Origin of the sequence: Bradyrhizobium sp. BEA-2-5, from assembly GCF_032918025.1 — a bacterium.
GTDB classification, from domain to species: Bacteria; Pseudomonadota; Alphaproteobacteria; order Rhizobiales; family Xanthobacteraceae; genus Bradyrhizobium; species Bradyrhizobium pachyrhizi.
The window spans coordinates 416,846-441,436 of the sequence record NZ_CP136629.1; the positions used below are offsets into that span (position 1 = coordinate 416,846).

A 24,591-nucleotide genomic window follows, 5' to 3' on the forward strand; every position below is an offset into this window, starting at 1 on the left:
CACGCACAGTGCGCGGAGAGAGCCCCTCACCCCGACCCTCTCCCCGCAAGCGGGGCGAGGGAAATCCAAACACCTTTGCGCCCGAGGGCGCACAGCGCTGTCGGGCGTTGACCTCTGGCCCTAAGGCCAGTCGGCGGGTCGAAAAGACGGAGCTTTCCGAGAAAGTGGCCGCGTTAAACGCTGCCGGGGCGGCAAAGTCAAGGAAAGTTTCGCTGAAATCCGCTCAGTTCGGACAGTAAGGTACTGAAATTACGTCGATTTGCCGTCTTGGTTCCGAAATTCGCTGCTGCCACCCATATAACCGGAGCCTGCCTCCTATTCCGGAACCCGCGTGCTGATCACCCGCCGCCGCCTTCTCGCAACCTTGACCGGAGCCGCGGCGATCGGCGTGCCCTCGATCTGGATGACCAAGATGAAAACCTACGACGGCCCCGTCTCCGATCATTTCGACGGCCTGCACTTCTTTGATCCGGACGGCTCGCCGCCGAAATCGCTTGGTGAGGTGCTGCGCTGGCAGTTCGGGGGCGGCCGGAAGCGCGCGGTCTGGCCGGAATGGGCGCCGAGCCCGCATGCCGACATTCCGCCGGAGCGCGTCGAGGGCGACAACGTGCGGCTCTCCTTCGTCGGCCACGCCAGCTGGCTGATCCAGGCCGGCGGCCTCAACATCCTGGTCGATCCGGTCTGGTCGATGCGGGTCTCGCCGGTCGCCTGGGCCGGGCCGAAGCGGCACAACGATCCCGGCATCGCCTTCGAGAAGCTGCCGCAGATCGATGTCGTGCTGGTCTCGCACGGGCATTACGATCATCTGGATATCGCGACGCTGTCGAAGCTTGCGGGCGCATTTGGTCCTCGCGTGATCACGCCGCTCGGCAATGACGTCACGATGCGTGCATCCGATGCCGCGATCAAAGCCGAAGCGTTCGACTGGCATCAGCGCGTCGAGCTCGGCAATGGTCTTGCCGCGACGCTGGTTCCGACGCGGCACTGGTCGGCGCGGGGCCTGTTCGATCGCAACAAGGCGCTGTGGGCGAGCTTCGTGCTGGAGACGCCGGCAGGCCGGATCTACGTCGTCTGCGATTCCGGCTATGGCGACGGCTGGCACTTCCGCCGCGTCGCCGACAAGCACGGGCCACTGCGCCTCGCGATCCTCCCGATCGGCGCCTACGAGCCGCGCTGGTTCATGCGCGACCAGCACATGAACCCGGAAGATGCGGTCAGGGCGCTGCTCGACTGCGGCGCCGAGCAGGCGCTGGCGCATCACCACGGCACATTCCAGTTGACCGACGAGGCGATCGACGCGCCCGCGATCGCGCTTGGCGAAGCGCTCGACGCGGCGAGCGTGCCGCGCGAGAAGTTTCTGACGTTGAAGCCCGGGCAGGTGTTCGAGATTTGAACGCTGTTTGGGATTGAGTTGTCGTCCCGGCGAAGGCCGGGACGACAATCGCTACTTCTCCTTGATCGCCCAGGAGACGCTGACATTGACCGTCAGCGTTTCCTCGCCTTGCGCCACCGGCGTCGGCGCGGCGAAGCCTGCCGTCGCCATCTTGGGACGGAACACCGGGACCGGCGCCGAGCCGACCTCCGCGATATTCACGGGCGCGCCGAGCGTGACGCCGGCGGCCTTGGCGTAGATCTCCGCCTTGCGGCGGGCGTCGGCGATCGCCTTTTCGCGCGCCTCGTCGAGCAGCTTCGATGCCTGCGACACCGAGAAATTGAGCCCGCCGATATCATTGGCGCCGGCGCCGACCAGCACGTCGATGACGCTGGCGACCTTGCTCACATCGTGCAGCCTGATCGTGACGCGATTGCTCGCGTGGTAGCCGACGATGCTGGGCGGGGCGTTCGGCGACGACGGCCCACGGTTGGCGAATTGCGGCTGCAGCGACAGCCGCGAGGTCTGAAAGTCCTTCTCCGCGATCCCGGCGCCCTTCAGCGCGGCCAGCACCTTGCCCATCGTCACATTGTTGGCTTCGGCGGCTTCGCGTGCGGTCTTTGCGTCGGTGGTGACGCCCGCGTCAAGCTGCGCCTGGTCGGGCGGCGCCGACACGGTCGCCTCGCCGGTGACCGAAATCGCCGGCGGAAAGTCGTCATTGGCCAGTGCGGGCGCAGCCAGCAGCGTCGTCGCGATCAGGGTGGCGGCGAAGGGGAGGCCGAAGGGGAGGCCAAGGAGAAGGCGATGGGTCATTCTCACTTCAGTGGCACGAAAACGTTGATCACGAGCTTGTCCTCGGCCGTCTTCAGGGGATCGGTGAGGTACTCCTCGATGAAGGTGTCCTTGGCTTCCAGCTTCTTGTCGTCGAGATGGTTGGTGATCGCCTCATAGGTGTTGTCCATATTGTCGTAAGACCCGCGATGGACGAATTTCAACGCCTTGCCCTCCGGCGATTTGCCGATGCTCATGTCCTTGGGCAGGTTCTTCGGATCCTGGTCGACCGGGATCTCGGCAAGGAAGGTGAAGCCGGTGTCGTCGGTCGAGGTGTAGACGATCATCGCATTGCCCGATGCCTTGACGCTGTCCTTGTCGAGCAGCGCGGTAAGCTGCTTGAACGCCTCGATCAGCGCGTCGAAGGCGGAATCCCAATTGGCGGTGCCCTTCAGCATCACGACCTTTTTCGGCTCCAGCGTGAACGGCTCGCCGAAGGGATCGGCGGTCTGCACCGGGGCTGCCGGCGCCGGCGCCGGGGTCTGCGCTGCGGCCGGGCTGTCGGCCGGCGACTTGGTCTCGGCCGGCGGGGGCACCGGCGTTGCCGATGGTGCAGGCGCCGGGGTCGGGCTCGGGCTCGCCGCGGGAGCGGGCGAGGCTGACGGCGACTGGGCGGGGGCCGGGCTTGCCAGTGCGATCGCGGCCAAGGCCAGCAGCGCGACCAGGGCCGCGCGGAGCGTGTTGATACGGTTCATTGGTATTCTCCATCCCCTTCCTCGAACGGCCGCTCGATCTGTCCCGGCGCGCGGTCCGCGAGATGCGATATTCCTAACACGCTGGTTCTGCATTCGTCCCATGACAGATGTGTCATGGGGCCATTCAGGCTGGCTAACGGCCCACCACTCGCCATATAACCGGGCAGAATTTGGGAAAATCCATGAGCGCGCTGGCCAATCACGCATTTGCCAAGATGAACGGCATCGGCAACGAGATCGTTGTTGTCGACATGCGCGATTCCGAGGCACAAGGTCGGGCACAGGTGTCGGCGGCAGAGGCGCGCGCCGTGGCTTCGCCGGCCGGTGTGCCCTATGACCAGCTCATGGTGCTGCAGAAGCCGCGGCTGGACGGCACCGAAGCCTTCATCCGTATCTACAACAATGACGGCTCGGAGGCCGGCGCCTGCGGCAACGGCATGCGCTGCGTCGTGCGCCGCATCTTCGAGAAGACCGGGCAGACCGCCGCGACCTTCGAGACGGCCGCCGGCCTGCTCAATGCCTGGCAGGGTCCAACGGCCGATCTCTACACCGTGGACATGGGTGTGCCGAAGTTCGGCTGGCAGGACATTCCGCTGGCGGAAGAGTTTCGCGACACCCGCTACATCGAATTGCAGATCGGGCCGATCGACAATCCGATCCTGCATTCGCCCTCCGTGGTGAGCATGGGCAATCCGCATGCGGTGTTCTGGGTCGAGGACGTCAACGCCTATGACCTCGAACGCTTCGGTCCGCTGCTGGAAAACCATCCGATCTTCCCCGAGCGCGCCAACATCACGCTCGCCCATATCGTCGATCCCCAGCACATCACGATCCGCACCTGGGAACGCGGTGCCGGCCTGACCAGGGCCTGCGGGTCGGCGGCTTGCGCCACGGCCGTCGCCGCGGCACGGCTGAAGCGCGCCGAGCGCAAGGTCGAGATCACGCTGCCCGGCGGCAAGCTCGGCATCGAATGGCGCGAGCGCGACGACCACATGCTGATGACCGGCACGGCGACCTTCGAATATGAGGGCACCTTCGATCCGGCGCTGTTCGCCACGTGATGGGCGTCGAGGTCGTCACCTTCGGCTGCCGCCTCAATGCCTTCGAGGCCGAGGTGATCCGCAGCAAGGCGGAGGGCGCAGGCCTTTCCGACACCATCGTCATCAACAGCTGCGCCGTGACCAACGAGGCAGTGGCGCAGGCGCGCCAATCGATCCGCAAATTGAAGCGCGAGCGGCCCGGTGCGCGCATCGTCGTCACCGGCTGTGCCGCGCAGACGCAAGCTGCGATGTTCGCCGACATGGCCGAGGTCGATCGCGTCGTCGGCAATGACGACAAGCTGCACGGCGACGCCTGGCAGGCGACGCGCACTGCGTTCGAGGCGCCGTTCGGCATCGATGCGAGCGAGAAGGTCGCGGTCGCCGACATCATGGCGGTGACCGAGATGGCGCCGCATCTGCTCGACGGCTTCGAACGCGGCCTGCCGCGTGTTTTCGTGCAGGTGCAGAACGGCTGCGACCATCGCTGCACCTTCTGCATCATCCCGTTCGGCCGCGGCAATTCGCGCTCGGTGCCGATGGGTGCCGTGGTGGAGCAGGTGCGGACACTGGTCGAGCGCGGTCATGCCGAGATCGTGCTGACCGGCGTCGACCTCACCGGCTATGGCGCCGATCTGCCGGGCGCGCCGAAACTCGGCATGCTGACCAGGCAGATCTTGCGGCATGTGCCGGAGCTGAAGCGCCTGCGCATCTCCTCGATCGATTCGATCGAGGCCGACAGCGATCTGCTCGATGCCATCGCCGGCGACGCGCGACTGATGCCGCACCTGCACCTGTCGCTGCAATCGGGCGACGACATGATCCTGAAGCGCATGAAACGGCGGCATTCGCGGCAGGATGCGATCGCGTTCTGCGACCAGGTCCGCCGTCTCCGCCCGGACATCGCCTTCGGCGCCGACATCATCGCGGGCTTTCCGACCGAGACGGAGGAGATGTTCTCACGCTCGCTCGACCTCGTCGAGGAATGCGGCCTGACGTTTCTCCACGTCTTTCCCTATTCGCCGCGGCCCGGCACGCCGGCCGCGCGGATGCCGCAGGTCGATGGCGGCGCGATCAAGGAGCGCGCCAGGCGGCTGCGCGCGGCAGGCGAAGCCGCGCTGCTGCGCCGGCTTGATGCGGAAGTCGGCGCGACGCGCGAGGTGCTGATCGAGAGCGGCACGCAGGGCCGCACCGAGCACTTCCTGCCGGTCGCGATCGAGAGAGATGTGCAGGGCATGGTGCGCGCGATGACTATCCGCGGCCATGACGGTGCGCGGCTCATTGCATCGGGCCGCTGAGAAAGTTCGCTCCCATTGTCGTCCCGGCGCAGGCCGGGACCCATTGCCCCAGATCTCAATTGTTGCGCGACGCTGGGGCCGCGATCTCGAACGGTCACCGAATGCGGTGGTTACGGGTCCTGGCTTTCGCCAGGACGACGAATATGGGGAGCCGCGCATGGCGCCTCCGGAGCAGCGGATCACCTGTATTTCGCAGGTGATGATACTGAACGAGCTATTTGACAGGTTGAATCTCTACATGGGCATCGTGCATGACGCACTCAGTGCGTGCGCCCGCCCAGCCTTGCCGGCTGCGACGCGCGAACCTGCCAGAACCGCAGCAGGCGATCGGCGTTTTCGCGGGTCAATTTCGTGAACTGGCCCTTCGCATGGGCGAGTTCGACCGGTCCCATGGAGCCGGTGGTATAGCGACATTCCATCACCGCGGCGGCGGTATCCCAACTCAGGCCTGCCGCCCGGCACGGCACCAGCAGGCCTTCACTGCGCAGGCTTTGCATCAGGGAGCGGATCACCTCGATGTTCGACTGCGCAAGATACGCCAGCGCAACGATGGTCTCTTCATATTTTCGCTGCCTGGCGAAACCGAGCAGTGAGGCTTCGTTGAGCTCGCCGTCGTCCTTCAGCTTCGCGACGTGGTGCTTGGCCGCGGTGAAGTCGCGGACCTGCGACATGTCGCGCTCGACGCCGGCGGCGACCGCGGCGATCGCGTGCCGGATCTCTTCGAACAGATAGGGCGGGGCGCGTTCCAGCAGACGGCCGCGAACCTCTTCCGTCGCGCGGCGCAGGAGCTGAAGGCGGAGCTCCGACGGCAGGTCCGCGCGAATGCCGGTCTCGACCGCAAGCACCGGATCGTGTTCGGCCTGCGCGAGGATGACGGCAAATCCGCCCGGCGATACTTTGGCGCCGGGATTGGTGACCAAGCGGTGGCTCACGCTCGCAAAGCGACGCGCCAGAAGCGCGTCAGTGACGACCTCCTTCAGCCACCAGCGGCCGGCGACGGCGAGCAGATGCTGCTCGCTCTTGGTCCGTGCGATCTCGACCAAATCGTCCGCGCTGAGCCGCGACGATTCCTGCAGGATCGGCCGCGCGATCCTGATCTCGTCATTGCTGGCGAGACGACGAATGATCGCGGGCGGTGCCTGGGCGACCGGTGCGAGCTGCTCGCTGATGTCGGTGAGCGCCATCCGGGCGCTGATGTCGGCGAGCGCGCGCAACTCGATGGTCTTCACCAGACGCTCGAGCACGTTGTCGAACAGCTCGATCTGTTCGCTGTTGAACTTGCCGGCGGATGCGAGGAAGAGGCTGGTGACGCGTCTTGCCGTGGCCAGGCATTTATCGGCGGAGCCGGCGCGTATCGCAGCCTCGACCTCGTCGACAATAGCTTGTCCATCATTCAGCATTGCTCGTCCTGAGCCGTCGCGGCGCGCTTTTTCTAAGCCGCCTGCAGGACTATCCGATGGGCCTGAATGTTCCGTAAAGGATAATTGTCCGTAAAATCACGGAGGCTAAAGCGCGATGAGGTTGGGGCTGGAAAACCGCTTCGCACTTTTCCGGATCATGCTTAGTCGCCGTTCCAGCCGCAGGCCCTGAGCCGCTCCCGCATGTGTTCGGGGGCCGGCGCCACGACGCGGACCGGCTCCTTGTTCCGGGAGATCGGCACCACGATCTCGCGGGAATGCAGGTGCAGCTTTGGCTCGCCGAAGCGCGGGCCGTTGCCGTAAATGTTATCGCCGAAGATCGGCCAGCCGGTCGCGGCCGAATGCACCCGCAATTGATGGGTCCGGCCGGTGACGGGTTCCATGGCGAGCCAGGTCAGGCCCTCGCCCCGGCCCATCACCTTCCAGTTGGTGATGGCCTTCTGCCCCTCCGGGTCCGGCTTCTGCCACCAGCCGCGCTCGGCGTTGAGCCGGCCGAGCGGCATGTCGATGGTGCCTTCGTCTTCAGCGGGGCCGCCCTCGACCACGGTCCAGTAGGTCTTGCCGATCTTGCCGTGCTTGAAGAGCAGGCCCAGCGAAGCGGTGGCCTTGCGATGGCGGCCGAGCACGAGGCAGCCGGAAGTGTCCTTGTCGAGCCGGTGAGCCAGCACCGGCGGCCGCGGCAGGCCGAAGCGGAGCGCGTCGAAGGAATCCTCCAGATTGGCGCCGCCCTTGGGACCGCGATGCACGGGAAGGCCGGCCGGCTTGTTGATGACCAGCATCAAGCCGTCGCGATGGAGCACCCGGCCCAGGATTTCTTCCGCGGTCAATTGGGGAACATCGATCAATTCGTCGAGACTTTCGTTTATGGGCCGAAACGGCTAACACGTCCGCGCCATGAACGATACCACTGCGGGAACTCCAAAACAGAGCTGGTGGCAGCGGCTGAAGGGCGGCCTGAAGCGGACCTCGAGTTCGCTCGGGACCGCGGTCGCCGACCTCGTCACCAAGCGCAAGCTCGACCGCGCCATGCTCGACGACATCGAGGACGTGCTGCTGCGCGCCGATCTCGGCACCCAGGTCGCGGTCCGGATCGCGGACGCGGTCGGCACGGGGCGGTATGACAAGGCGATCTCGGCCGACGAGGTCAAGGACGTCGTCGCGACCGAGGTCGAGAAGGTGCTGGCGCCGGTGGCAAAGCCGCTTGAGATCGATGCGGCCAGGAAGCCGTTCGTCATCCTCGTGGTCGGCGTCAACGGCTCCGGCAAGACCACCACGATCGGAAAGCTCTCGCAGAAATTCGCGTCCGAGGGCCGCAAGGTGATGCTGGCCGCCGGCGACACCTTTCGCGCAGCGGCGATCGAGCAGCTCAAGGTCTGGGGCGAGCGGACGAAGACGCCTGTCATCGCCGGTGCGCAGGGCTCTGATTCGGCAAGCCTCGCCTTCAACGCGCTGACGGCGGCGAAGGAGCAGAACATCGACGTGCTCCTGATCGACACCGCCGGCCGCCTGCAGAACAAGGCCGAGCTGATGAACGAGCTCGAAAAGGTCGTGCGCGTGATCCGCAAGGTGGATGCCACCGCGCCGCACGCGGTGCTGCTGGTGCTGGATGCGACCGTCGGCCAGAACGCGCTGTCGCAGGTCGAGGCCTTCCATCGCACCGCCGGCGTCACCGGCCTCGTGATGACAAAGCTCGACGGCACCGCGCGCGGCGGCATCCTGGTGGCGCTTGCGGAGAAATTCAAACTGCCGGTGCATTTCATCGGCGTCGGCGAAGGCGTCGACGATCTCGCGCCGTTCACCGCGAAGGATTTTGCCAAGGCAATTGCCGGAATCGATTAATGGACAAGACCCAGCCGCATCCGCTGTTCAAGCTCGCGACCGAGCTCGGTCCGCTGCTCGTGTTCTTCTTCGTCAATGCGAAGTTCAATCTGTTCGCCGCGACCGGCGCATTCATGGTCGCGATCGTGGTGGCGATGGTCGCCTCCTATGTGGTGACGCGCCACATCCCGATCATGGCGATCGTGACGGGCGTGATCGTATTGGTGTTCGGCACGCTGACCCTGGTGCTGCACGACGAGACCTTCATCAAGGTCAAGCCGACCATCATCTACGGCCTGTTCGCCGCGATCCTCGGCGGCGGCCTGTTGTTCGGCCGCTCCTTCATCGCCGTGATGTTCGACCAGATGTTCAACCTGACGCCGCAGGGCTGGCGCATTCTCACGCTGCGCTGGGCGCTGTTCTTCGCCGGCATGGCCGTGCTGAACGAGATCGTCTGGCGCACCCAGAGCACCGACTTCTGGGTGAACTTCAAGGTGTTCGGCGTGACGCCCATCACGATGATCTTCGCCATCGCCCAGATGCCGCTGACCAAGCGCTACCACCTCGAGCCGGTATCGCTGGAGACCAGCGAGGCGGAGGCGGGGGACGTGCGGAAGGGGTGATCACCGCTCTGCTCCTCGCCCCGCGCTTGCGGGGAGAGGGTTGGGGTGAGGGGTCTCTCCACGGACAGGCTCGGAGCCTATTACAAACACCGTCCAGAGCCCCTCACCCGAAATTCCCGCTTCGCGCGAATTTCGAGCTCTCCCCGTAAAGGACGGGGAGAGGGAGGCCAGTAAGCCGCTGTCACTAGCTGCCCGCCGCGAGCGCCTTCTCGATCTCGGCCTTGAGCACGCGGTTGACGTTGTCCGGCGTGACCGGCCCCACCAGCTTGTAGACGATGGTGCCCTCGCGGCCGACGACGAAGGTTTCCGGCACGCCATAGACGCCCCATTCGATCGAGGCGCGGCCGTTCGCGTCGACGCCGACGCGGCCGAACGGGTTGCCGTAGCGGCCGAGGAAGCGGCGCGCATTGTCGGAGGCGTCCTTGTAATTGATGCCGACCAGTTGGAAACGCTTGTCCTTGGCGAGCTCGGTCAGGAGCGGCGCCTCGTCATGGCACGGCACGCACCAGGACGCCCAGACATTGACGACCGAGACCTTGCCCTTGAAGGCGGCGGGATCGAGACCGGGGACCGGCGCGCCGTCCCGCACCAGGCCGTCGAGCGCGGGCAGCGCGGTCTGCGGCGCCGGCCGGCCGATCAGCGCCGACGGGATTTTCGAGGGATCGCCGCCATAGAGCCGCAGCAGGAACAGCCCGGCGAGGCCGAGAAAGATCAGCAGGGGCAGCACCACCAGCAGGCGGCGGGCTTGCGGCGGGCGGTTGGTCGCCTGATCGCTCATCTTGTATCTGCCGCACTGCGGCCGGAGCGGCGCGTCACGCCGCTGGCCTCGATCTCTCTGAGACGCGCCTGTTGCCGGCGATAGTCGGCGATGATCCAGACGATCAGCAGCAGCACGACCGCCGCGACCAGCGCGTAGGACGTCACGATGAAGGAGGCGTAGGGACCAAGCGCCATCGTGTCACGCCGCTCCAATTTCGTTTGACGCGGTTGCTTGCGAACCGCCGCCCGTTTCGCTCGAGAACGCGATGCGGCTCGCCTGCATCATCTGCAGCGAGCGGACGCGGCGGCGCAGGATCTCGTTGCGCATCGCAGCCAGGTGCAGCGTGACGAACAGCAGCGTGAATGCGATCGCCATCACCAGCAGCGGAATCAGGAACGACTTGTCGAGCGCCGAGCCGCCCATGCGCATCACCGAGGCCGGCTGGTGCAGCGTGTTCCACCAGTCGACCGAGAACTTGATGATGGGCAGGTTGATGGCACCGACCAGGGTGAGCACCGCAGCCGCACGCGCCGCGCGCGAGGGATCGTCGACCGCGCGCCACAGCGCCATCAGGCCGAGATACATCAGGAACAGGATCAGCACCGAGGTCAGCCGCGCATCCCATTCCCAATAGGTGCCCCACATCGGCCGGCCCCACAGCGAGCCCGTGAGCAGCGCAAGGAAGGTGAAGCTGGCGCCGATCGGAGCTGCGGCTTTCGCGGCGACATCGGCGAGCGGATGCCGCCACACCAGCGTGCCCAGCGAGGCAATGCTCATCACGCCCCAGACGAACATCGACAGCCAGGCATTGGGCACGTGGATGAACATGATCTTCACGGTCGCGCCCTGCTGGTAGTCGTCGGGCGCGAGCGCGGATTGATAGAGGCCGATCGCGAGCAGGATGACGGTCACGCCGGCAAGCCCCGGCAGGATGCGCGCGGTCAGCGCCAGAAACTTGGTCGGATTGGCGAGGTCGGTCAGCGTCATGGCACCCTGATAATCGTCCGGCGTGTCGCAGGCAATTGGCCGATTTCCTCCCGGCGAGATTTGATCGGGCTCATTTCAGTCCAGCCCGTGCCGCAGGCTCGCGGCGGCGGCAAAGGGGCCGATCACGAGGCTGGCAAGCGACAGCGCGCAGAGGATCGAGAACGGCGTTCCAAACGGCAGAGGCCCCGATATCACGGCCTGCGAGGCCGCAACGCCGAAGATCAGCACGGGAATCGACAGCGGCAGCACCAGCACGGCCATCAGCAGCCCGCCGCGGTGCAGCGTCACGGCCAGTGCCGCGCCGATCATGCCGGTGAAGGTCAGGGCCGGCGTTCCCGCCAGCAGCGTCAGCGCCACTGCGCCGGTTGCGACCATGTCGAGGTTGAGCAACAGGCCGAGCACGGGGGTTGCGACAATCAGCGGCAGGCCGGCGGCCAGCCAATGCGCCAGCGCCTTGGCGGCGCAGGCGAGTTCCAGCGGCGTCCGGCTCATCGTGATCAGGTCGAGCGAGCCGTCCTCGTGGTCGGCCATGAACAGCCGGTCGAGGGTGAGCAGGCTCGCCAGCAGCGCGCCGAGCCACAGGATCGCCGGCCCCAGCCGCGACAGCAGCGCCAGATCCGGCCCGACCGCGAATGGCATCAGCACCACCACAGTCAGGAAGAACAGCACGCCGATCAGCGCCCCGCCGCCGACGCGCAGCGCAATCCGGATGTCCCGGCGAATCAAGGCGCCAAGCGCGCTCATGCCGCGCCTCCCATCCGCAGATCACGCGCATCGATGCCGAGCGGAAGGTGCGTCGCCGCGACGATCAGGCCGCCGCCGGCGAGATGGTCGCGCATCAGGTCGACGAACAGCGCCTGTCCGGCCGCATCGAGCGCCGATGTCGGCTCGTCCAGCAGCCACACCGGCCGCCGCACCGAGAGCAGGCGCGCGATCGACAGGCGGCGGCGCTGCCCGGCGGAGAGGTAGGCCGCCGGCAGATGCGCGGCGTGGTCGAGCGCCACCGCGGCAAGGCAGCGGCCGGCATCCTTGGTCTCGCCGCCGAGGAATTCCCGCCAGAAGGACAGATTTTCCGCAACGCTCAGCGCCGGCTTCAGGGCGTCGCGGTGGCCGAGATAGTGGGCCTGCTCCGGCAGGCTGAGCTCGGCGTCGCCGCCCTCGAGCGCGACCACACCCTCGGCGGGGACCAATAGCCCGGCGAGGACGCGCAGCAGCGAGGTCTTGCCGGCTCCATTGGGGCCGGTGATGGCGAGCGCCTCGCCTGACGTGGCCGACAGATCGAGGCCGGAAAACACCTCGCGCCCGCCGCGCACGCATTTCAGATTTCGTCCCGAGAGCCGCATGGTTCGTCTTGTCACAGCCCTCTGAAATCTTTCGCTACCGCGTGAGAATTTTTGGGTCGCGCAACGCTGTCGCACGCTTGTCGGTGTGGCGGCGCTTCTAGAAAGGTTCTATAAGCCCGGAACTTGATGCAGCACACACAATCGGCGGCCGCAACCCACCCCAGGCCATCCCTTGGCCAGTGTCGACCGCCGGTGTTTAGTTACCCTTGCCGGGTATAACTGAGAATTGGGATTCCTCGCATGACCTCGCTCGACAGCTTCAAATGCAAAAAGACCCTCAAGGTCGGCGCCAAGACCTATGTGTATTACAGCCTGCCCACGGCCGAGAAGAATGGTCTGAAGGGAATTTCGAAACTTCCCTATTCGATGAAGGTCCTGCTCGAGAACCTGCTGCGCAACGAGGACGGCCGCTCGGTCAAGAAGGAAGACATCGTCGCGGTGTCGAAATGGCTGAAGAAGCGCCAGCTGGAGCATGAGATCGCCTTCCGTCCCGCGCGCGTCCTGATGCAGGACTTCACCGGCGTGCCCGCGGTGGTCGACCTCGCCGCGATGCGCAACGCGATGCAGAAGCTCGGCGGCGATGCCGAGAAGATCAACCCGCTGGTTCCCGTCGATCTCGTCATCGACCACTCCGTGATCGTGAACTTCTTCGGCGACAACAAGGCCTTCGGCAAGAACGTCACCGAGGAATACAAGCAGAACCAGGAGCGCTACGAGTTCCTGAAGTGGGGCCAGAAGGCGTTCTCGAACTTCTCCGTCGTGCCGCCCGGCACCGGCATCTGCCACCAGGTCAACCTCGAATATCTGGCCCAGACGGTCTGGACCAGGAAGGAGAAGATGACGGTCGGCAAGAAGACCGGCACCTTCGAGGTGGCCTATCCCGATTCGCTCGTCGGCACTGATTCGCACACCACCATGGTCAACGGTCTTGCCGTGCTCGGTTGGGGCGTCGGCGGCATCGAGGCGGAAGCCTGCATGCTCGGCCAGCCGCTGTCGATGCTGCTGCCCAACGTGGTCGGCTTCAAGCTGAAGGGCGCGCTGAAGGAAGGCGTCACCGCGACCGACCTCGTGCTCACGGTCACGCAGATGCTGCGCAAGCTCGGCGTGGTCGGCAAGTTCGTCGAGTTCTTCGGCCCGGGCCTCGACCATCTCTCGGTCGCCGACAAGGCCACCATCGCCAACATGGCGCCCGAATATGGCGCGACCTGTGGCTTCTTCCCGGTCGATGCCGCCGCGCTCGATTATCTCAAGACCTCCGGCCGCGCCTCGGCGCGGGTCGCGCTGGTGCAGGCCTATGCCAAGGCGCAGGGCCTGTTCCGCACCGCCAAGTCGCCCGACCCGGTGTTCACGGAGACGCTGACGCTCGACCTCGGCGACGTCGTGCCGTCGATGGCGGGCCCGAAGCGGCCCGAAGGCCGCATCGCGCTGCCCGCGGTGTCGACCGGTTTCGCGACCGCGCTGGTCGGCGAATACAAGAAGCCCGAGGGCGAGCAGAAGCGTTATGCCGTCGAGGGCCGTGACTTCGATCTCGGTCATGGCGATGTCGTGATCGCCGCCATCACCTCCTGCACCAACACCTCGAACCCGAGCGTGCTGATCGGCGCCGGCCTGCTCGCCCGCAATGCGGTGAAGAAGGGCCTGAAGGCCAAGCCTTGGGTGAAGACCTCGCTCGCGCCGGGCAGCCAGGTGGTTGCGGAATATCTCGCGAATTCCGGCCTTCAGACTGACCTCGACAAGGTCGGCTTCAACCTGGTCGGCTTCGGCTGCACCACCTGCATCGGCAATTCCGGCCCGCTGCCGGAGGAGATCTCGAAATCGATCAACGACAACGGCATCGTCGCGGCCGCCGTGCTCTCCGGCAACCGCAACTTCGAAGGCCGCGTCTCGCCGGACGTGCAGGCGAACTACCTGGCCTCGCCGCCGCTGGTCGTCGCCTACGCTCTCGCCGGCAGTGTCACCAAGAACCTTGCCGCCGAGCCGCTCGGCGAGGGCAAGGACGGCAAGCCGGTGTACCTGAAGGACATCTGGCCGACGACGAAAGAGATCAACGCATTCATGAAGAAGTTCGTGACCGCGTCGATCTTCAAGAAGAAGTATGCCGACGTGTTCAAGGGCGACACCAACTGGCGCAAGATCAAGACGGTCGAGAGCGAGACCTATCGCTGGAACATGTCTTCGACCTACGTGCAGAACCCGCCCTATTTCGACGGCATGAAGAAGGAGCCGGAGCCGGTCACCGACATCGTCGAGGCGCGCATCCTCGCCATGTTCGGCGACAAGATCACCACCGACCACATCTCGCCGGCCGGTTCGATCAAGCTCACCTCGCCCGCTGGCAAGTATCTCAGCGAGCACCAGGTGCGTCCGGCCGACTTCAATCAGTACGGCACGCGCCGCGGCAACCACGAAGTGATGATGCGCGGCACCTTCGCCAACATCCGCATCAAGAACTTCATGCTGAAGGGCGCCGACGGCAACATTCCGGAAGGCGGCCTGACCAAGCACTGGCCCGACGGCGAGCAGATGTCGATCTACGACGCCGCGATGAAGTACCAGCAGGAGCAGGTGCCGCTGGTGGTGTTCGCCGGCGCCGAATACGGCAACGGCTCCTCGCGCGACTGGGCGGCGAAGGGTACGCGTCTGCTCGGCGTACGCGCCGTGATCTGCCAGAGCTTCGAGCGCATCCACCGCTCCAACCTGGTCGGCATGGGCGTGCTGCCGCTGACCTTCGAGGAAGGCACCTCGTGGTCGTCGCTGGGCCTGAAGGGCGACGAGAAGGTCACGATCCGCGGGCTGCAGGGCGATCTGAAGCCGCGCCAGACGCTGACGGCCGAAATCGTCTCCGCTGACGGCGGCAAAAAGGATGTCCCGCTGCTCTGCCGCATCGATACGCTGGACGAGCTCGACTACTACCGCAACGGCGGCATCCTGCACTACGTGCTGCGCAAGCTCGCGGCGTAAGGGCCCCTTGTTTGAGCATGGTCTATCCGGAAAGCCACTTCACACTTTTCCGGACCATGCTCCAACGCGGATTTGTGATCGGTGCCTCACTGCTTAGTGAGTAGCGGCTAAAAAGAAGGCGGCCTATGAAAAGGCCGCTTTCTCGCGTTTTGGGGCACGCAAGTTCAGGGACAGACTTCATGCTCCGTACAATTACGGATGGAAATCATCACGACTGGTTCGCAGTATGACAGCGATGATGGCCTATACCTGTATCTCGCGATGGTCGAGCGCCCTTGGCATCTGCGCAATCGTCGCGATCATCCGTCCCGCGCACGCTGATCCCCGCGCCGTTGTTGAATTGTTTACCTCGCAGGGCTGCTCCTCCTGCCCGCCCGCCGACCAGATCATCGGCGATCTCTCGAAAGACCCCTCGATCATCGCGTTGAGCATGCCGATCGACTATTGGGACTATCTCGGCTGGAAAGACACGCTGGCGGACTCGCGCTTCTCTGCACGGCAGCGTGCCTATTCGCGCATGCGCGGCGACCGCGAGGTCTACACGCCGCAGGCCGTCGTCAACGGCTCCACGCATGTCATCGGCAGCGACCGCGCCAGCATCGAGAGCGCGATCAAGGACACCGAGAAGGGCGGCAGCGTGATGTCGGTGCCGGTGACGATGACGCTGACCGGCAAGCAGATCAATGTGTCGGTCGCCGCATCGAAGTCGCCCGCGGTCTCGCACGGCGAGGTCTGGATCTGCTCGATCGCCAAGTCGGTGCCGATCGCGATCACCCGTGGCGAGAATCGCGGACAGCAGGTCACCTATCACAACGTGGTGCGCAACCTGCTCAAGGTCGGCGACTGGACCGGTTCGTCCGGGAGCTGGACCGTGCCGCTGGAGAACATCACGCGTGACGGTGTCGATGCTGCTGCGGTGTACGTCCAGGACGGCAACCGCGACAAGCCGGGCCCGATGCTCGGCGCTGCCTTCACCTCGCTTCACTAGCGCCTCGCCACAATAAGGCGCGATAAGCTGGCTTCGGCCAGTCGCGTCGCTGGCCGCACGCATGTTGTCGTCAGCCGCGCATGGCGACAAACCTGCATTCAGTGATTTGCCGAAAGGAAGGCGCCGGGGCTTTGCGCGCGTCTCGCTTGCGCAGGCCCCAAAACAAAAAGGACCAACTTTCGTTGGCCCAGTGTTGGGATTTGACTCCCCTGCGAACAGGCCCGATCCCGACGACCCCGGGGGGCTGGGGGCTGAGGAATCCGGAACCGAAAGGACCGGGTCAACGCAGGGTTTCCTTTTCGCAGGGCAGCGGGGCGGGCGATGGGCGGAAGTGGGGCAGCAATATGATTCCGCTAACGTTCCCGTGACTCTGCGGTTTTCCGGACAATCCGCCGCGCGCGGCGGTGGTTAAGGCCCGGTTGCATTGCGATTGGCCCCTTGCGGGCCCCCTCGCTTAGCGCGATCATGTCACTCTCGTGACGATCCCGAACAGGGGCCTTCGGAACCCGATCGTCACCGAGGTGACAGGAGGCGCTCGATGAGTTTGATCTCGGAGGACACTGATCCGAGCGGGAGTCGTGCCGCGGCGCGCACCGCCGCCGCGACCCCTCAGCCCAACCGCGTGACATTCAATCGACTTGAGCTGCACCGGATTCTCAATCTCTACGGCCGCATGGTTGCCGACGGCGAATGGCGCGACTACGCCATCGACTTCCTGAAGGACCGCGCCGTGTTCTCGGTCTATCGCCGCGCCTCGGAGGTGCCGATCTATCGCATCGAGAAGGACCCGCGGCTCGCGCGCAAGCAGGGCATGTACAGCGTGATCTCGGCGACCGGGCTGATCCTGCGCCGCGGCCATGAGCTCGAGCGGGTGCTGCTGGTGATCGATCGGAAGCTGGCGGTGGTTTAAGCGCGTTCGCGCGACCCGTTGGTCCATCCGGGCTACTCACGTTCCAACCTCCCCTTGAAAAGGGGAGGTCGCTTTGCTCGCCAAAGCAAAGCGGGCGGGGATATTCTCCCTCCACATACGCCGTCGTCTGCGGCTGACCCCCATCCCGACCTTCCCCCTTTCAGCGGGGAGGAGAAGAAACCGTAGCGCGGATGAAGCGCACGCAATCCGGGGCCGGTCTCTCCAAAGACTTACCCGGACGCTCCATCCGGGCTACGCCGCATTTTGCCTCGCGCAAAAGAAAAGCCCCGGCCGTGTGGCCGGGGCTTGGACTGCAAGGTTTGATCGATCGGCTCGCTCGAGGCGCTTACTCGCGCTGGCCGAGCAGCTGCAGCAGCAGCGTGAACAGGTTGATGAAGTTCAGGTACAGCGACAGCGCGCCGGTGATGGCCGCACGCTCTGCGATGTCACCGCCGGCCGAGGCGTAGCCGTAGATGTAGTCGTTCTTCAGCCGCTGGGTGTCCCAGGCGGTGAGGCCCGAGAACACCAGCACGCCGACCACCGACACGATGAACTGCAGCATCGAGCTGGCCAGGAACAGGTTCACCAGGCTGGCGAGGACGATGCCGATCAGGCCCATGAACAGGAACGAGCCCATCCCGGTGAGGTCACGCTTGGTGGTGTAGCCGTACAGGCTCAGCGCACCGAAGGTGGCCGCGGTGATGAAGAACACCCGCACGATCGAGGTGTGCGTGAACACCAGGAAGATCGACGACAGCGAGATGCCCATCAGCGCCGAGAACACCCAGAACAGGATCTGGGCGGTCGAGGGGGCGAGACGGTTGATGCCCGCCGAGATCACGAACACCATCGCGAGCGGCGCGAGCATGAACAGCCACTTCAGGGGGCTGACGAACATGGCGTAGCCGAACGGCGTCAGATAGGCGTTGCCGAACTTGGCGACGGCGGCCGACTGGTCGGTCGTCACCGCACCCATGTAGACGCCGAGGGCGGCCAGGCCAGTGATGGCCAGGCCAATGGTCATGTAGTTGTAGATGCGCAGCATATAGGCGCGCAGGCCGGCGTCGACCGTCGCGGCGTCAACACGCCCGGCGGCCCTGCCGAAAGGAGAAGCGTAGTTACGGTCTAGGTCCGACATGGTCGAAATCCCGTGGTTGGCCGGTGGAGCGCAAGGGATTTGCGGCGCCGGTCGTAAATCTATCTCAGATGGCTCGGTTTGCGGAACATTAATTCCGTGTCATTCAAACCGACTATCCGACCCGATTGGTATGTGGGAAATTAACACATCCGACGCAAGCTTCCACGCGCGGCCGAATGTCGCTCTACCCTAGCGTTATAGGCAAAAACGGGCGCTCGCGCCGCTACATTTTGTCACAAATTCCGCAACACTGAGGCCGGCTTCTGGTTTAGCGCGAGCAGCGTCCCGGCGAGCCCCAGTCCGACCGTGACGACCAGCGCGGCGACCACGACCAGCGCCGCGCTGCCGGCCTGCCAGACGAAGCTCAGCGTCATCAGCCGCGTCACGATCATCCAGGCCGCGATGCTGCCGGCGATCACACCGAACACCGCGGTTGCAAAACCGATCATCAGATACTCTAGCGCGTAAGCGCCGAGCAATCGCACCCGCGTGGCGCCGAGCGTCTTGAGAATCACGGCGTCATAGACGCGGTGACGGTGTCCGGCGGCCAGTGCCCCGCCCAGCACCAGGATCGCCGAGATCAGGGTGACGGCACTGGCGCCGCGGATCGCCAGCGCCAGGTTGGTCACCACCGAGCCGACCGTCTCCATCACCTCGCGCACGCGCACGCTCGTCACCATCGGATAGGCGTCGGCCACCTGCTTGATGATGCGCGCGTCGTCGGCGGAATCGGCGTGTGGTTCCGTCAGAGTCGCGACATGGCTGTGCGGCGCGCCCTTGAAGGCATTCGGCGAGAAGACCAGGACGAAGTTGATGCCGAGCCCTTGCCAGTCGATGGTGCGCAGATTGCCGATTCTCGCCGGGATGTCGCGGCCGAGCACGTTGACCACGATCTCGTCGCCGAGCTTGAGGCCGAGTCCGTCGGCGATCTTCTTCTCCATCGAGACCAGCGGCGGCCCGGAATAATCGGCGCTCCACCATTCGCCCTCGACCACCTTGGAACCTTTCGGCAGCTCGCCGGTGTAGGTCAGGCCGCGGTCGCTCTGCAGCACCCATTCGGAATCGGTCGTCGGCTTGAGTTCCTCGGCGCGGACGCCGCGCGCGGCGACGATGCGCCCGCGCAGCATCGGCACGTCCTCGACCGTCGAGCCGGCGGCGACCTTGGACAGGAAGGCATTGAAGCGGTCGGCTTCGGTGGAGGGAATGTCGATGAAGAAAAAGGATGGCGCCTGATCGGGCAGAGCTGCGAGGAACTGCCGGCGCAGATTACCGTCGATCTGGGTGATGGTGACGAGCACGGCGAGCCCGAGCCCCAGCGACAGCACGACCGAGGGCGTCAGCGCGCCGGGCCGGTGGATGTTGGCGATCGCCAGGCGCAGCATCGTCATGCGGCTGCGCGGCAACCGCCGCGCCACCGCCATCAGGAGCTCGGCAATTCCGCGCAGCAGCAGGAACACCGCGATCGACGAGGCGACGAACACGGCGGCGACCCGCTTGTCATAGGCAAGCCCGATCGCGACGCCGATCAGCAGCGCGATCACCACGGCCATCAGCGCCAGATAGCTCCAGCGCGGGCGATGCCACTCGCTGGCGACGGTCTCGCGGAACAGCGCGGCGACCGGCACGTCGTGCACGCGGCCAAGCGGCCACAGGCCGAAGGCCAGCGCGGTCAAAAGGCCGTAGACGAAGGACAGCGCGAGCTCGTCGGCATGCACGGCCGGCACCACCGGCAGCGGGAGCAGCTTGCCGAACAGGCCGACGATCGCAAAGGGCATGGCGGCGCCGAGCACGAGGCCGATCACCGAGCCGATCCCGGCCAGCACCACCACCTGCGTGCAGTAGATCGTGAAGACGTCGCGGCCGGTGGCGCCGAGCGCCTTGAACGAGGCGATGACGTCGCGACGGCGGTCGATATGGCTCTTGACGGCATTGGCGACGCCGACGCCGCCGACCAGCAGCGCCGCGAGGCCGACCAGGGTCAGGAACTGCGTGAAGCGGCTGATGTTGCGCTCGAGCTGCGGCGAGGCATTGGAGCGGCTGCGGATCTCCCAGCCGGCCTGCGGCGCGGCGTTGCGTGCACCGTCGATCAGCGCGGTGGTGGCGCGATCGTCGTTGGCGCCGTCAGGCAGCTTGACCCGGTAGACCCAGCGCACCAGGCTGCCGGGCTGGATCAGGCCCGTGGCGCGCAGGCCCGCCTCGCTGATCAGGAAGCGTGGCCCGAAGCCGATGCCGCCGGCGAGCTTGTCGGGCTCGGCCACCACCACGCTTCGGATCTGATAGGTCGCACTGCCGATGGTGACGCGGTCACCGAGCTTCAGGTCGAGCCGCGCCAGCAACGTCGAATCGGCGGCCGCGCCGTAGATGCCGTCGCGTTCGGCGAGCAGATCGGCGACCGACATGTTCGGCTCGAGCGTCAGCTCGCCGAGCATCGGATATTTGCCGTCGACGGCCTTGAGCTCGACCAGCGCCAGCTTGCCGTCATTGCTGCGGGCCATCGCGCGCAGCGTGGCCGCGATCGAAACCTCGCCGCGCGTGCGCAGATAAGCGACCTCTTCGGGCTTGGCCTCGCGCTGGAACAGCACGAAGGAGGCGTCGCCGCCGAGCAGCGTGCGGCCTTCGCGCGCGAGGCCGTCGGAGAGGCTCGCTGACACCGAGCCGACGCCGGCGATCGCCATCACCCCGAGCGCGATGCAGGCGATGAAGACATAGAAGCCGCGCAGGCCCCCGCGCAATTCGCGCAGGGCGTAACGGAAGGCAAGCGACGACGCGCGGCCCTGCACCGCGACTTCGGACGCGATGCTCATGTCGTGGATGGTCCGTCGATGCGCCCCGAGCGCAGGCGGATGACGCGATCGCAGCGATGCGCGAGCGAGGAATCGTGCGTGACCAGCACCAGGGTCATGCCGCGCTCGGCGTGCTTGCTGAACAGGAGATCGACGATCTGCTTTCCGGTTATCTCGTCGAGATTGCCGGTCGGCTCGTCGGCGACGAGGATCGCCGGATCGGGCGCCAGCGCGCGCGCGAGCGCAACGCGCTGCTGCTCGCCGCCGGAGAGCTGCGTCGGATAGTGATGCAGGCGGTCGCCGAGCCCGACCGATTGCAGCTCCTGCGCCGCGCGCCGCGCGGCATCGGGATTGCCGGCAAGCTCGAGCGGCACGGCGACGTTCTCCAGCGCCGTCATGGTCGGAATCAGGTGGAAGGACTGGAAGACGATGCCGACCTGGCGGCCGCGGAAGCGGGCCAGCGCGTCCTCGTCGAGGGCATTGAAAGGCGTGCCATTGACCACCACCTCTCCGCTATCAGGACGCTCCAGCCCCGCCATCACCATCAGCAGCGTGGATTTGCCCGAGCCTGACGGGCCGATCAGGCCGATCGTCTCACCCGCGGCGACCCGCAGGCTGATATCCTTGAGGATGTGAACGCGTGCCGCGCCCGCGCCGAGCGAGAGATTGACGTTCCTGACGGCAATGGTGTCCGGCTCGACGTCGGTCAGTGAAGAGGATTCGATGAGACTGTCCATGGTTCGGTCATATGGCACTTCCGCAGCTGCGGTCGAGGGCCGGTTGAGAATCTTCGTGCACATACTCGTGTTGCTTATGGGCTTGATGACGGCGGCCAGCGCGCAGACGCCAAGGCTGGAGAAAGGCCCGGCGAAGCCGATCAAGATGGTGGTCCTGGGCGATTCCCTGAGCGCCGGGTACGGCCTCCCGGGCCCGGCGGCATTCCCGATCCGGCTGCAAAAGGCGTTGGAAGCCAAGGGGATAAAGGTCGACATGATCAATGCCGGGGTGTCCGGCGACACCTCCTCCGGCGGCCGCGACCGGCTCGACTGGTCGGTGCCCGATGGAACCGATGGCGTCATCGTCGAGCTCGGCGCCAACGATGCGTTGCGCGGTATCGATCCCGACCTGACGCGCGCCGCGCTGACCGACATCATCACAAAGTTGCAGGCGCGCAAGATCGCCGTGCTCTTGTGCGGTATGCTCGCGCCACCGAACTATGGCAGTGAGTATGCAGCGAAGTTCAACGCGATCTATCCGGATCTCTCGAAGACACTTGGCGTGCCGCTCTATCCGTTCTTCCTCGATGGCGTTGCCGCCGATGCCAAGCTCAACCAGGCCGACGGCATGCATCCGACGGCAGCAGGTGTGGACATCGTTGTGAAAAATATCCTGCCCACAGTGGAGGCATTTCTCGGCGCAATATCAGGGCAACGCAGTTGAAGCGCAGGCAGTGAGCCGTGTCGTGTCCGTAGGTTTACGAGCTGTTAACGGGTCATGCTTCGCAGAGTCACATATCTCGGGTACAAATAGGCATCGGTGATTCGTCGCCGGGCCGTTACAGGGTGCGGGCTCCCAAAACCCGCGCCAAGCATCGAGGATTATTACGATGCCGCGTTTGTTCACGGGTCTGGAAATTCCGGCCGAGATCGGCCAGTCACTTTCCAACTTGAGGGGCGGCCTCCCCGGCGCCCGCTGGATCGATCCCGAAAATTATCACGTCACCTTGCGCTTCATCGGCGACATCGACGGCGTCTCCGCGAACGAGATCGCCTCGATGCTGTTTCGCGTCGACCGCAAGCCGTTCGAGGTGAAGGTGCAGGGCCTCACGAGCTTTGGCGGCCGCAAGCCGAGCGCGGTGGTTGCCGCCGTCGAGCCGAGCAAGCCGCTGATGGAATTGCAGGCCGAGCTCGAGCGGATGATGCAGCGGATCGGCCTCGACCCGGAGGGCAGAAAATTCACGCCACATGTCACGCTCGCGCGTTTGCACGACGCTTCGAGCCAGGACGTCGCGGATTATCTGTCCGTGCGTGGCTACTTCCCGAGCCGCACCTTCATGGCGGACCGCTTCGTGCTGTTCTCGTCGCGCGCATCGACCGGTGGCGGTCCTTACGTGGTCGAGGATTCCTACGACCTCTGCGCGTGAGGTGTTGCAGATCGCGCATTAAGGCGCCCCGGCAAGGCTCGTGCGGCCGGCGTGGCATGCAAGGGTTCGCGCTTGCATACCTGCCTGCATACCCACTGGCACAATTCACGGCTTGCAATTTGCCGCGCACTAGGGCCGTAAGGTGGGCTCATGTTGTCCACCTCGCCCAGTTCCTTTCTCGAGCACTACAAGTCCCTGGTCGCCTCCGGCGCGATCGAGGCTGATCCGGCGCAGGCCCGCGCCGCCGAGGCGTTCGGCGCGCTGGATGAGCGGCTCGCGAGCTACAAGCCGCAGCGCAAGCAAGGCCTGTTCGGGCGGCTGTTCGGCGGCGATAAGGACGACAAGCCGCCGCGCGGGCTCTACATCCACGGCGAGGTCGGCCGCGGCAAGACCATGCTGATGGACCTGTTCTTCCAGCACAGTACCGTCGAGCACAAGCGGCGCGCGCATTTCCACGAATTCATGGCGGATGTGCATGAGCGCATCTACGACTTTCGCCAGAGCATCGCGCGCGGCGATGTCGCCGACGGCGACGTCATCGCGCTGACCGCGAACGCGATCTTCGAGGAGAGCTGGCTGCTCTGCTTCGACGAATTCCACGTCACCGACATCGCGGACGCGATGATCCTGGGGCGCCTGTTCGCCAAGCTGTTCGATCTCGGCACCGTGGTGGTCGCGACTTCCAACGTCGCGCCTGATGATCTCTACAAAGGCGGCTTGAACCGCTCGCTGTTCCTGCCCTTCATCAAGCAGATCACCGACCACATGGACGTCGCGCGGCTCGACGCGCGCACCGACTTCCGGCTGGAGAAACTCGTCGGCGTCAAGATGTGGCTGGTGCCGGCGGATGACGCGGCCGATGCCGCGCTCAACGCGGCCTGGCGCAAGATGACCGGCAATGCGCCGTGCAAGGCGCGCCTCATTCCGATCAAGGGACGGATCCTGAACGTGCCCTGCTCGGCGCACGGCGTCGCGCGCTTCAGCTTCATGGACATCTGCGAGAAGCCGCTTGCCGCATCCGACTACCTCAGGCTGGCGCACGACTATCACACCATCCTGGTCGACCATATTCCAGTGATGGACCTCTCCCAGCGCAACGCTGCCAAGCGATTCATCACGCTGATCGACGCGCTCTATGACAATGCGGTGAAGCTGATGGCCTCGGCCGACGCCAATCCGATCTCGCTCTACCTCGCCGCCGAAGGTAACGAGGCCAACGAGTTCAAGCGGACCGCCTCGCGCCTGATCGAAATGAGCTCGGAATCCTATCTGGCGCTGGCTCACGGCCGCAAGGATTCCACCGCCAGCGGCTCGTCGACCGGCTTGGTCGAGACCTGAAATTCAGCCTCGAAATTCCGTCTCGAAATATCGTCTTGCGCGCGGTCTGGTTCGGAGCAACTTTTCGTGTCTCCGGGGCGGATGTTGCTGGCATGCCTGATCGAATTCCAGGCAGGGCCCGCAATCGGGCAGGCCGCGACTTGAATGG

Annotated in this window: 23 protein-coding genes; 11 read left to right on the top strand and 12 right to left on the bottom strand. The window is 65.3% G+C overall.

The genetic code is table 11. The annotated features are described in order from the left end of the window. Window positions 1-331: 331 nt before the first annotated feature. Window positions 332-1,393 carry an MBL fold metallo-hydrolase gene (locus RX327_RS01970; RefSeq protein WP_317249302.1) on the top strand — a complete coding sequence of 354 codons (1,062 nt, stop codon included), beginning with the start codon at window positions 332-334 and terminating at the stop codon, window positions 1,391-1,393. Between the two features lie 51 nt (window positions 1,394-1,444). Here the strand turns inward: RX327_RS01970 and RX327_RS01975 are convergent, their stop codons facing one another. Together RX327_RS01975 and RX327_RS01980 are read right to left on the bottom strand one after the other, a co-directional pair. Continuing rightward, the gene (locus tag RX327_RS01975) at window positions 1,445-2,185 is read right to left on the bottom strand and encodes an SIMPL domain-containing protein (protein ID WP_050386470.1); all 741 of its coding nucleotides are present in this window, start codon (window positions 2,183-2,185) and stop codon (window positions 1,445-1,447) included. A 2-nt stretch (window positions 2,186-2,187) separates the two neighbouring features. Next, a complete protein-coding gene (locus RX327_RS01980; protein WP_317249303.1) occupies window positions 2,188-2,898 on the bottom strand; it encodes a GyrI-like domain-containing protein in 711 nt (236 codons plus the stop codon). A gap of 182 nt (window positions 2,899-3,080) precedes the next feature. Between RX327_RS01980 and dapF the strand changes: the two genes are divergently transcribed. Together dapF and mtaB are read left to right on the top strand one after the other, a co-directional pair. Beyond that, window positions 3,081-3,959, top strand: a complete 879-nt coding sequence (gene dapF / locus RX327_RS01985) for a diaminopimelate epimerase (RefSeq protein WP_317249304.1) — start codon at window positions 3,081-3,083, stop codon at window positions 3,957-3,959. Then, complete coding sequence (gene mtaB, locus RX327_RS01990; protein ID WP_317251435.1) at window positions 3,959-5,233, top strand: tRNA (N(6)-L-threonylcarbamoyladenosine(37)-C(2))-methylthiotransferase MtaB; 1,275 nt, start codon at window positions 3,959-3,961, stop codon at window positions 5,231-5,233. The genes dapF and mtaB overlap by 1 nt, the downstream gene beginning before the upstream one ends. Before the next feature lie 260 nt (window positions 5,234-5,493). On the opposite strand, the gene RX327_RS01995 is transcribed toward mtaB, so the two are convergent. Continuing rightward, on the bottom strand, window positions 5,494-6,633 hold the full coding sequence (locus RX327_RS01995) for a DUF2336 domain-containing protein (RefSeq protein ID WP_028336289.1): 1,140 nt from the start codon (window positions 6,631-6,633) through the stop codon (window positions 5,494-5,496). A gap of 161 nt (window positions 6,634-6,794) precedes the next feature. Next, on the bottom strand, window positions 6,795-7,496 hold the full coding sequence (locus tag RX327_RS02000; RefSeq protein WP_317249305.1) for an RNA pseudouridine synthase: 702 nt from the start codon (window positions 7,494-7,496) through the stop codon (window positions 6,795-6,797). A gap of 49 nt (window positions 7,497-7,545) precedes the next feature. Here RX327_RS02000 and ftsY point away from each other — a divergent pair, with 49 nt between their 5' ends. Together ftsY and RX327_RS02010 are read left to right on the top strand one after the other, a co-directional pair. Beyond that, window positions 7,546-8,490: a signal recognition particle-docking protein FtsY gene (gene ftsY, locus RX327_RS02005; protein ID WP_317249306.1), complete on the top strand. Its 945-nt coding sequence runs from the start codon at window positions 7,546-7,548 to the stop codon at window positions 8,488-8,490. Next, window positions 8,490-9,092 (top strand): septation protein A, encoded by a 603-nt coding sequence (locus RX327_RS02010; RefSeq protein WP_317249307.1) that lies wholly within the window; start codon window positions 8,490-8,492, stop codon window positions 9,090-9,092. The genes ftsY and RX327_RS02010 overlap by 1 nt, the downstream gene beginning before the upstream one ends. Before the next feature lie 184 nt (window positions 9,093-9,276). On the opposite strand, the gene RX327_RS02015 is transcribed toward RX327_RS02010, so the two are convergent. The 5 genes from RX327_RS02015 to ccmA form a co-directional block, all read right to left on the bottom strand. After that, window positions 9,277-9,870, bottom strand: a complete 594-nt coding sequence (locus tag RX327_RS02015; protein WP_317249308.1) for a DsbE family thiol:disulfide interchange protein — start codon at window positions 9,868-9,870, stop codon at window positions 9,277-9,279. Beyond that, window positions 9,867-10,046: a heme exporter protein CcmD gene (gene ccmD / locus RX327_RS02020; protein ID WP_028336294.1), complete on the bottom strand. Its 180-nt coding sequence runs from the start codon at window positions 10,044-10,046 to the stop codon at window positions 9,867-9,869. The genes RX327_RS02015 and ccmD overlap by 4 nt, the downstream gene beginning before the upstream one ends. A gap of 4 nt (window positions 10,047-10,050) precedes the next feature. After that, window positions 10,051-10,839 carry a heme ABC transporter permease gene (locus RX327_RS02025; protein WP_317249309.1) on the bottom strand — a complete coding sequence of 263 codons (789 nt, stop codon included), beginning with the start codon at window positions 10,837-10,839 and terminating at the stop codon, window positions 10,051-10,053. 75 nt (window positions 10,840-10,914) lie between these two features. Then, a complete protein-coding gene (gene ccmB, locus RX327_RS02030; RefSeq protein WP_317249310.1) occupies window positions 10,915-11,583 on the bottom strand; it encodes a heme exporter protein CcmB in 669 nt (222 codons plus the stop codon). After that, window positions 11,580-12,182, bottom strand: a complete 603-nt coding sequence (gene ccmA / locus RX327_RS02035; protein WP_050386462.1) for a heme ABC exporter ATP-binding protein CcmA — start codon at window positions 12,180-12,182, stop codon at window positions 11,580-11,582. The genes ccmB and ccmA overlap by 4 nt, the downstream gene beginning before the upstream one ends. 240 nt (window positions 12,183-12,422) lie before the next feature. Here ccmA and acnA point away from each other — a divergent pair, with 240 nt between their 5' ends. The 3 genes from acnA to RX327_RS02050 all read left to right on the top strand — a co-directional run bounded on the left by acnA (window position 12,423) and on the right by RX327_RS02050 (window position 17,041). Then, window positions 12,423-15,143, top strand: a complete 2,721-nt coding sequence (gene acnA / locus RX327_RS02040) for an aconitate hydratase AcnA (protein WP_317249311.1) — start codon at window positions 12,423-12,425, stop codon at window positions 15,141-15,143. A gap of 226 nt (window positions 15,144-15,369) precedes the next feature. Beyond that, window positions 15,370-16,131: a DUF1223 domain-containing protein gene (locus tag RX327_RS02045; protein WP_317249312.1), complete on the top strand. Its 762-nt coding sequence runs from the start codon at window positions 15,370-15,372 to the stop codon at window positions 16,129-16,131. A gap of 538 nt (window positions 16,132-16,669) precedes the next feature. Next, window positions 16,670-17,041 carry a DUF2794 domain-containing protein gene (locus RX327_RS02050; RefSeq protein ID WP_317249313.1) on the top strand — a complete coding sequence of 124 codons (372 nt, stop codon included), beginning with the start codon at window positions 16,670-16,672 and terminating at the stop codon, window positions 17,039-17,041. A gap of 346 nt (window positions 17,042-17,387) precedes the next feature. Here the strand turns inward: RX327_RS02050 and RX327_RS02055 are convergent, their stop codons facing one another. From RX327_RS02055 to RX327_RS02065, 3 genes are all read right to left on the bottom strand, one after another. Next, complete coding sequence (locus RX327_RS02055) at window positions 17,388-18,179, bottom strand: Bax inhibitor-1/YccA family protein (RefSeq protein WP_317249314.1); 792 nt, start codon at window positions 18,177-18,179, stop codon at window positions 17,388-17,390. A 233-nt stretch (window positions 18,180-18,412) separates the two neighbouring features. Continuing rightward, a complete protein-coding gene (locus RX327_RS02060; protein WP_317249315.1) occupies window positions 18,413-20,983 on the bottom strand; it encodes an ABC transporter permease in 2,571 nt (856 codons plus the stop codon). Further along, window positions 20,980-21,699: an ABC transporter ATP-binding protein gene (locus RX327_RS02065; RefSeq protein WP_317249316.1), complete on the bottom strand. Its 720-nt coding sequence runs from the start codon at window positions 21,697-21,699 to the stop codon at window positions 20,980-20,982. The genes RX327_RS02060 and RX327_RS02065 overlap by 4 nt, the downstream gene beginning before the upstream one ends. A 55-nt stretch (window positions 21,700-21,754) precedes the next feature. On the opposite strand from RX327_RS02065, the gene RX327_RS02070 reads away from it, so the two are divergent. The 3 genes from RX327_RS02070 (at window position 21,755) to zapE (ending at window position 24,443) form a co-directional block, all read left to right on the top strand. Further along, window positions 21,755-22,402 (top strand): arylesterase, encoded by a 648-nt coding sequence (locus tag RX327_RS02070; protein ID WP_317251436.1) that lies wholly within the window; start codon window positions 21,755-21,757, stop codon window positions 22,400-22,402. 166 nt (window positions 22,403-22,568) lie between these two features. After that, on the top strand, window positions 22,569-23,105 hold the full coding sequence (gene thpR / locus RX327_RS02075) for an RNA 2',3'-cyclic phosphodiesterase (protein WP_317249317.1): 537 nt from the start codon (window positions 22,569-22,571) through the stop codon (window positions 23,103-23,105). A gap of 150 nt (window positions 23,106-23,255) precedes the next feature. Beyond that, entirely contained in the window at window positions 23,256-24,443 is a 1,188-nt protein-coding gene (gene zapE / locus RX327_RS02080; protein ID WP_317249318.1) for a cell division protein ZapE, read from the top strand. Window positions 24,444-24,591 lie beyond the last annotated feature (148 nt).

Excerpts from the sequence above, each read along its gene's own strand:
- acnA (WP_317249311.1), top strand. The coding sequence starts at position 12,423 with ATGACCTCGCTCGACAGCTTCAAATGCAAAAAGACCCTCAAGGTCGGC.
- RX327_RS02055 (WP_317249314.1), bottom strand. The coding sequence starts at position 18,179 with ATGTCGGACCTAGACCGTAACTACGCTTCTCCTTTCGGCAGGGCCGCC.
- RX327_RS02010 (WP_317249307.1), top strand. The coding sequence starts at position 8,490 with ATGGACAAGACCCAGCCGCATCCGCTGTTCAAGCTCGCGACCGAGCTC.
- RX327_RS01995 (WP_028336289.1), bottom strand. The coding sequence starts at position 6,633 with ATGCTGAATGATGGACAAGCTATTGTCGACGAGGTCGAGGCTGCGATA.
- RX327_RS02065 (WP_317249316.1), bottom strand. The coding sequence starts at position 21,699 with ATGGACAGTCTCATCGAATCCTCTTCACTGACCGACGTCGAGCCGGAC.
- dapF (WP_317249304.1), top strand. The coding sequence starts at position 3,081 with ATGAGCGCGCTGGCCAATCACGCATTTGCCAAGATGAACGGCATCGGC.
- RX327_RS02015 (WP_317249308.1), bottom strand. The coding sequence starts at position 9,870 with ATGAGCGATCAGGCGACCAACCGCCCGCCGCAAGCCCGCCGCCTGCTG.
- RX327_RS02050 (WP_317249313.1), top strand. The coding sequence starts at position 16,670 with ATGAGTTTGATCTCGGAGGACACTGATCCGAGCGGGAGTCGTGCCGCG.
- mtaB (WP_317251435.1), top strand. The coding sequence starts at position 3,959 with ATGGGCGTCGAGGTCGTCACCTTCGGCTGCCGCCTCAATGCCTTCGAG.
- RX327_RS02025 (WP_317249309.1), bottom strand. The coding sequence starts at position 10,839 with ATGACGCTGACCGACCTCGCCAATCCGACCAAGTTTCTGGCGCTGACC.
- RX327_RS01980 (WP_317249303.1), bottom strand. The coding sequence starts at position 2,898 with ATGAACCGTATCAACACGCTCCGCGCGGCCCTGGTCGCGCTGCTGGCC.
- RX327_RS02045 (WP_317249312.1), top strand. The coding sequence starts at position 15,370 with ATGACAGCGATGATGGCCTATACCTGTATCTCGCGATGGTCGAGCGCC.
- RX327_RS01975 (WP_050386470.1), bottom strand. The coding sequence starts at position 2,185 with ATGACCCATCGCCTTCTCCTTGGCCTCCCCTTCGGCCTCCCCTTCGCC.
- thpR (WP_317249317.1), top strand. The coding sequence starts at position 22,569 with ATGCCGCGTTTGTTCACGGGTCTGGAAATTCCGGCCGAGATCGGCCAG.
- ccmA (WP_050386462.1), bottom strand. The coding sequence starts at position 12,182 with ATGCGGCTCTCGGGACGAAATCTGAAATGCGTGCGCGGCGGGCGCGAG.
- ftsY (WP_317249306.1), top strand. The coding sequence starts at position 7,546 with ATGAACGATACCACTGCGGGAACTCCAAAACAGAGCTGGTGGCAGCGG.
- ccmB (WP_317249310.1), bottom strand. The coding sequence starts at position 11,583 with ATGAGCGCGCTTGGCGCCTTGATTCGCCGGGACATCCGGATTGCGCTG.
- zapE (WP_317249318.1), top strand. The coding sequence starts at position 23,256 with ATGTTGTCCACCTCGCCCAGTTCCTTTCTCGAGCACTACAAGTCCCTG.
- RX327_RS02060 (WP_317249315.1), bottom strand. The coding sequence starts at position 20,983 with ATGAGCATCGCGTCCGAAGTCGCGGTGCAGGGCCGCGCGTCGTCGCTT.
- ccmD (WP_028336294.1), bottom strand. The coding sequence starts at position 10,046 with ATGGCGCTTGGTCCCTACGCCTCCTTCATCGTGACGTCCTACGCGCTG.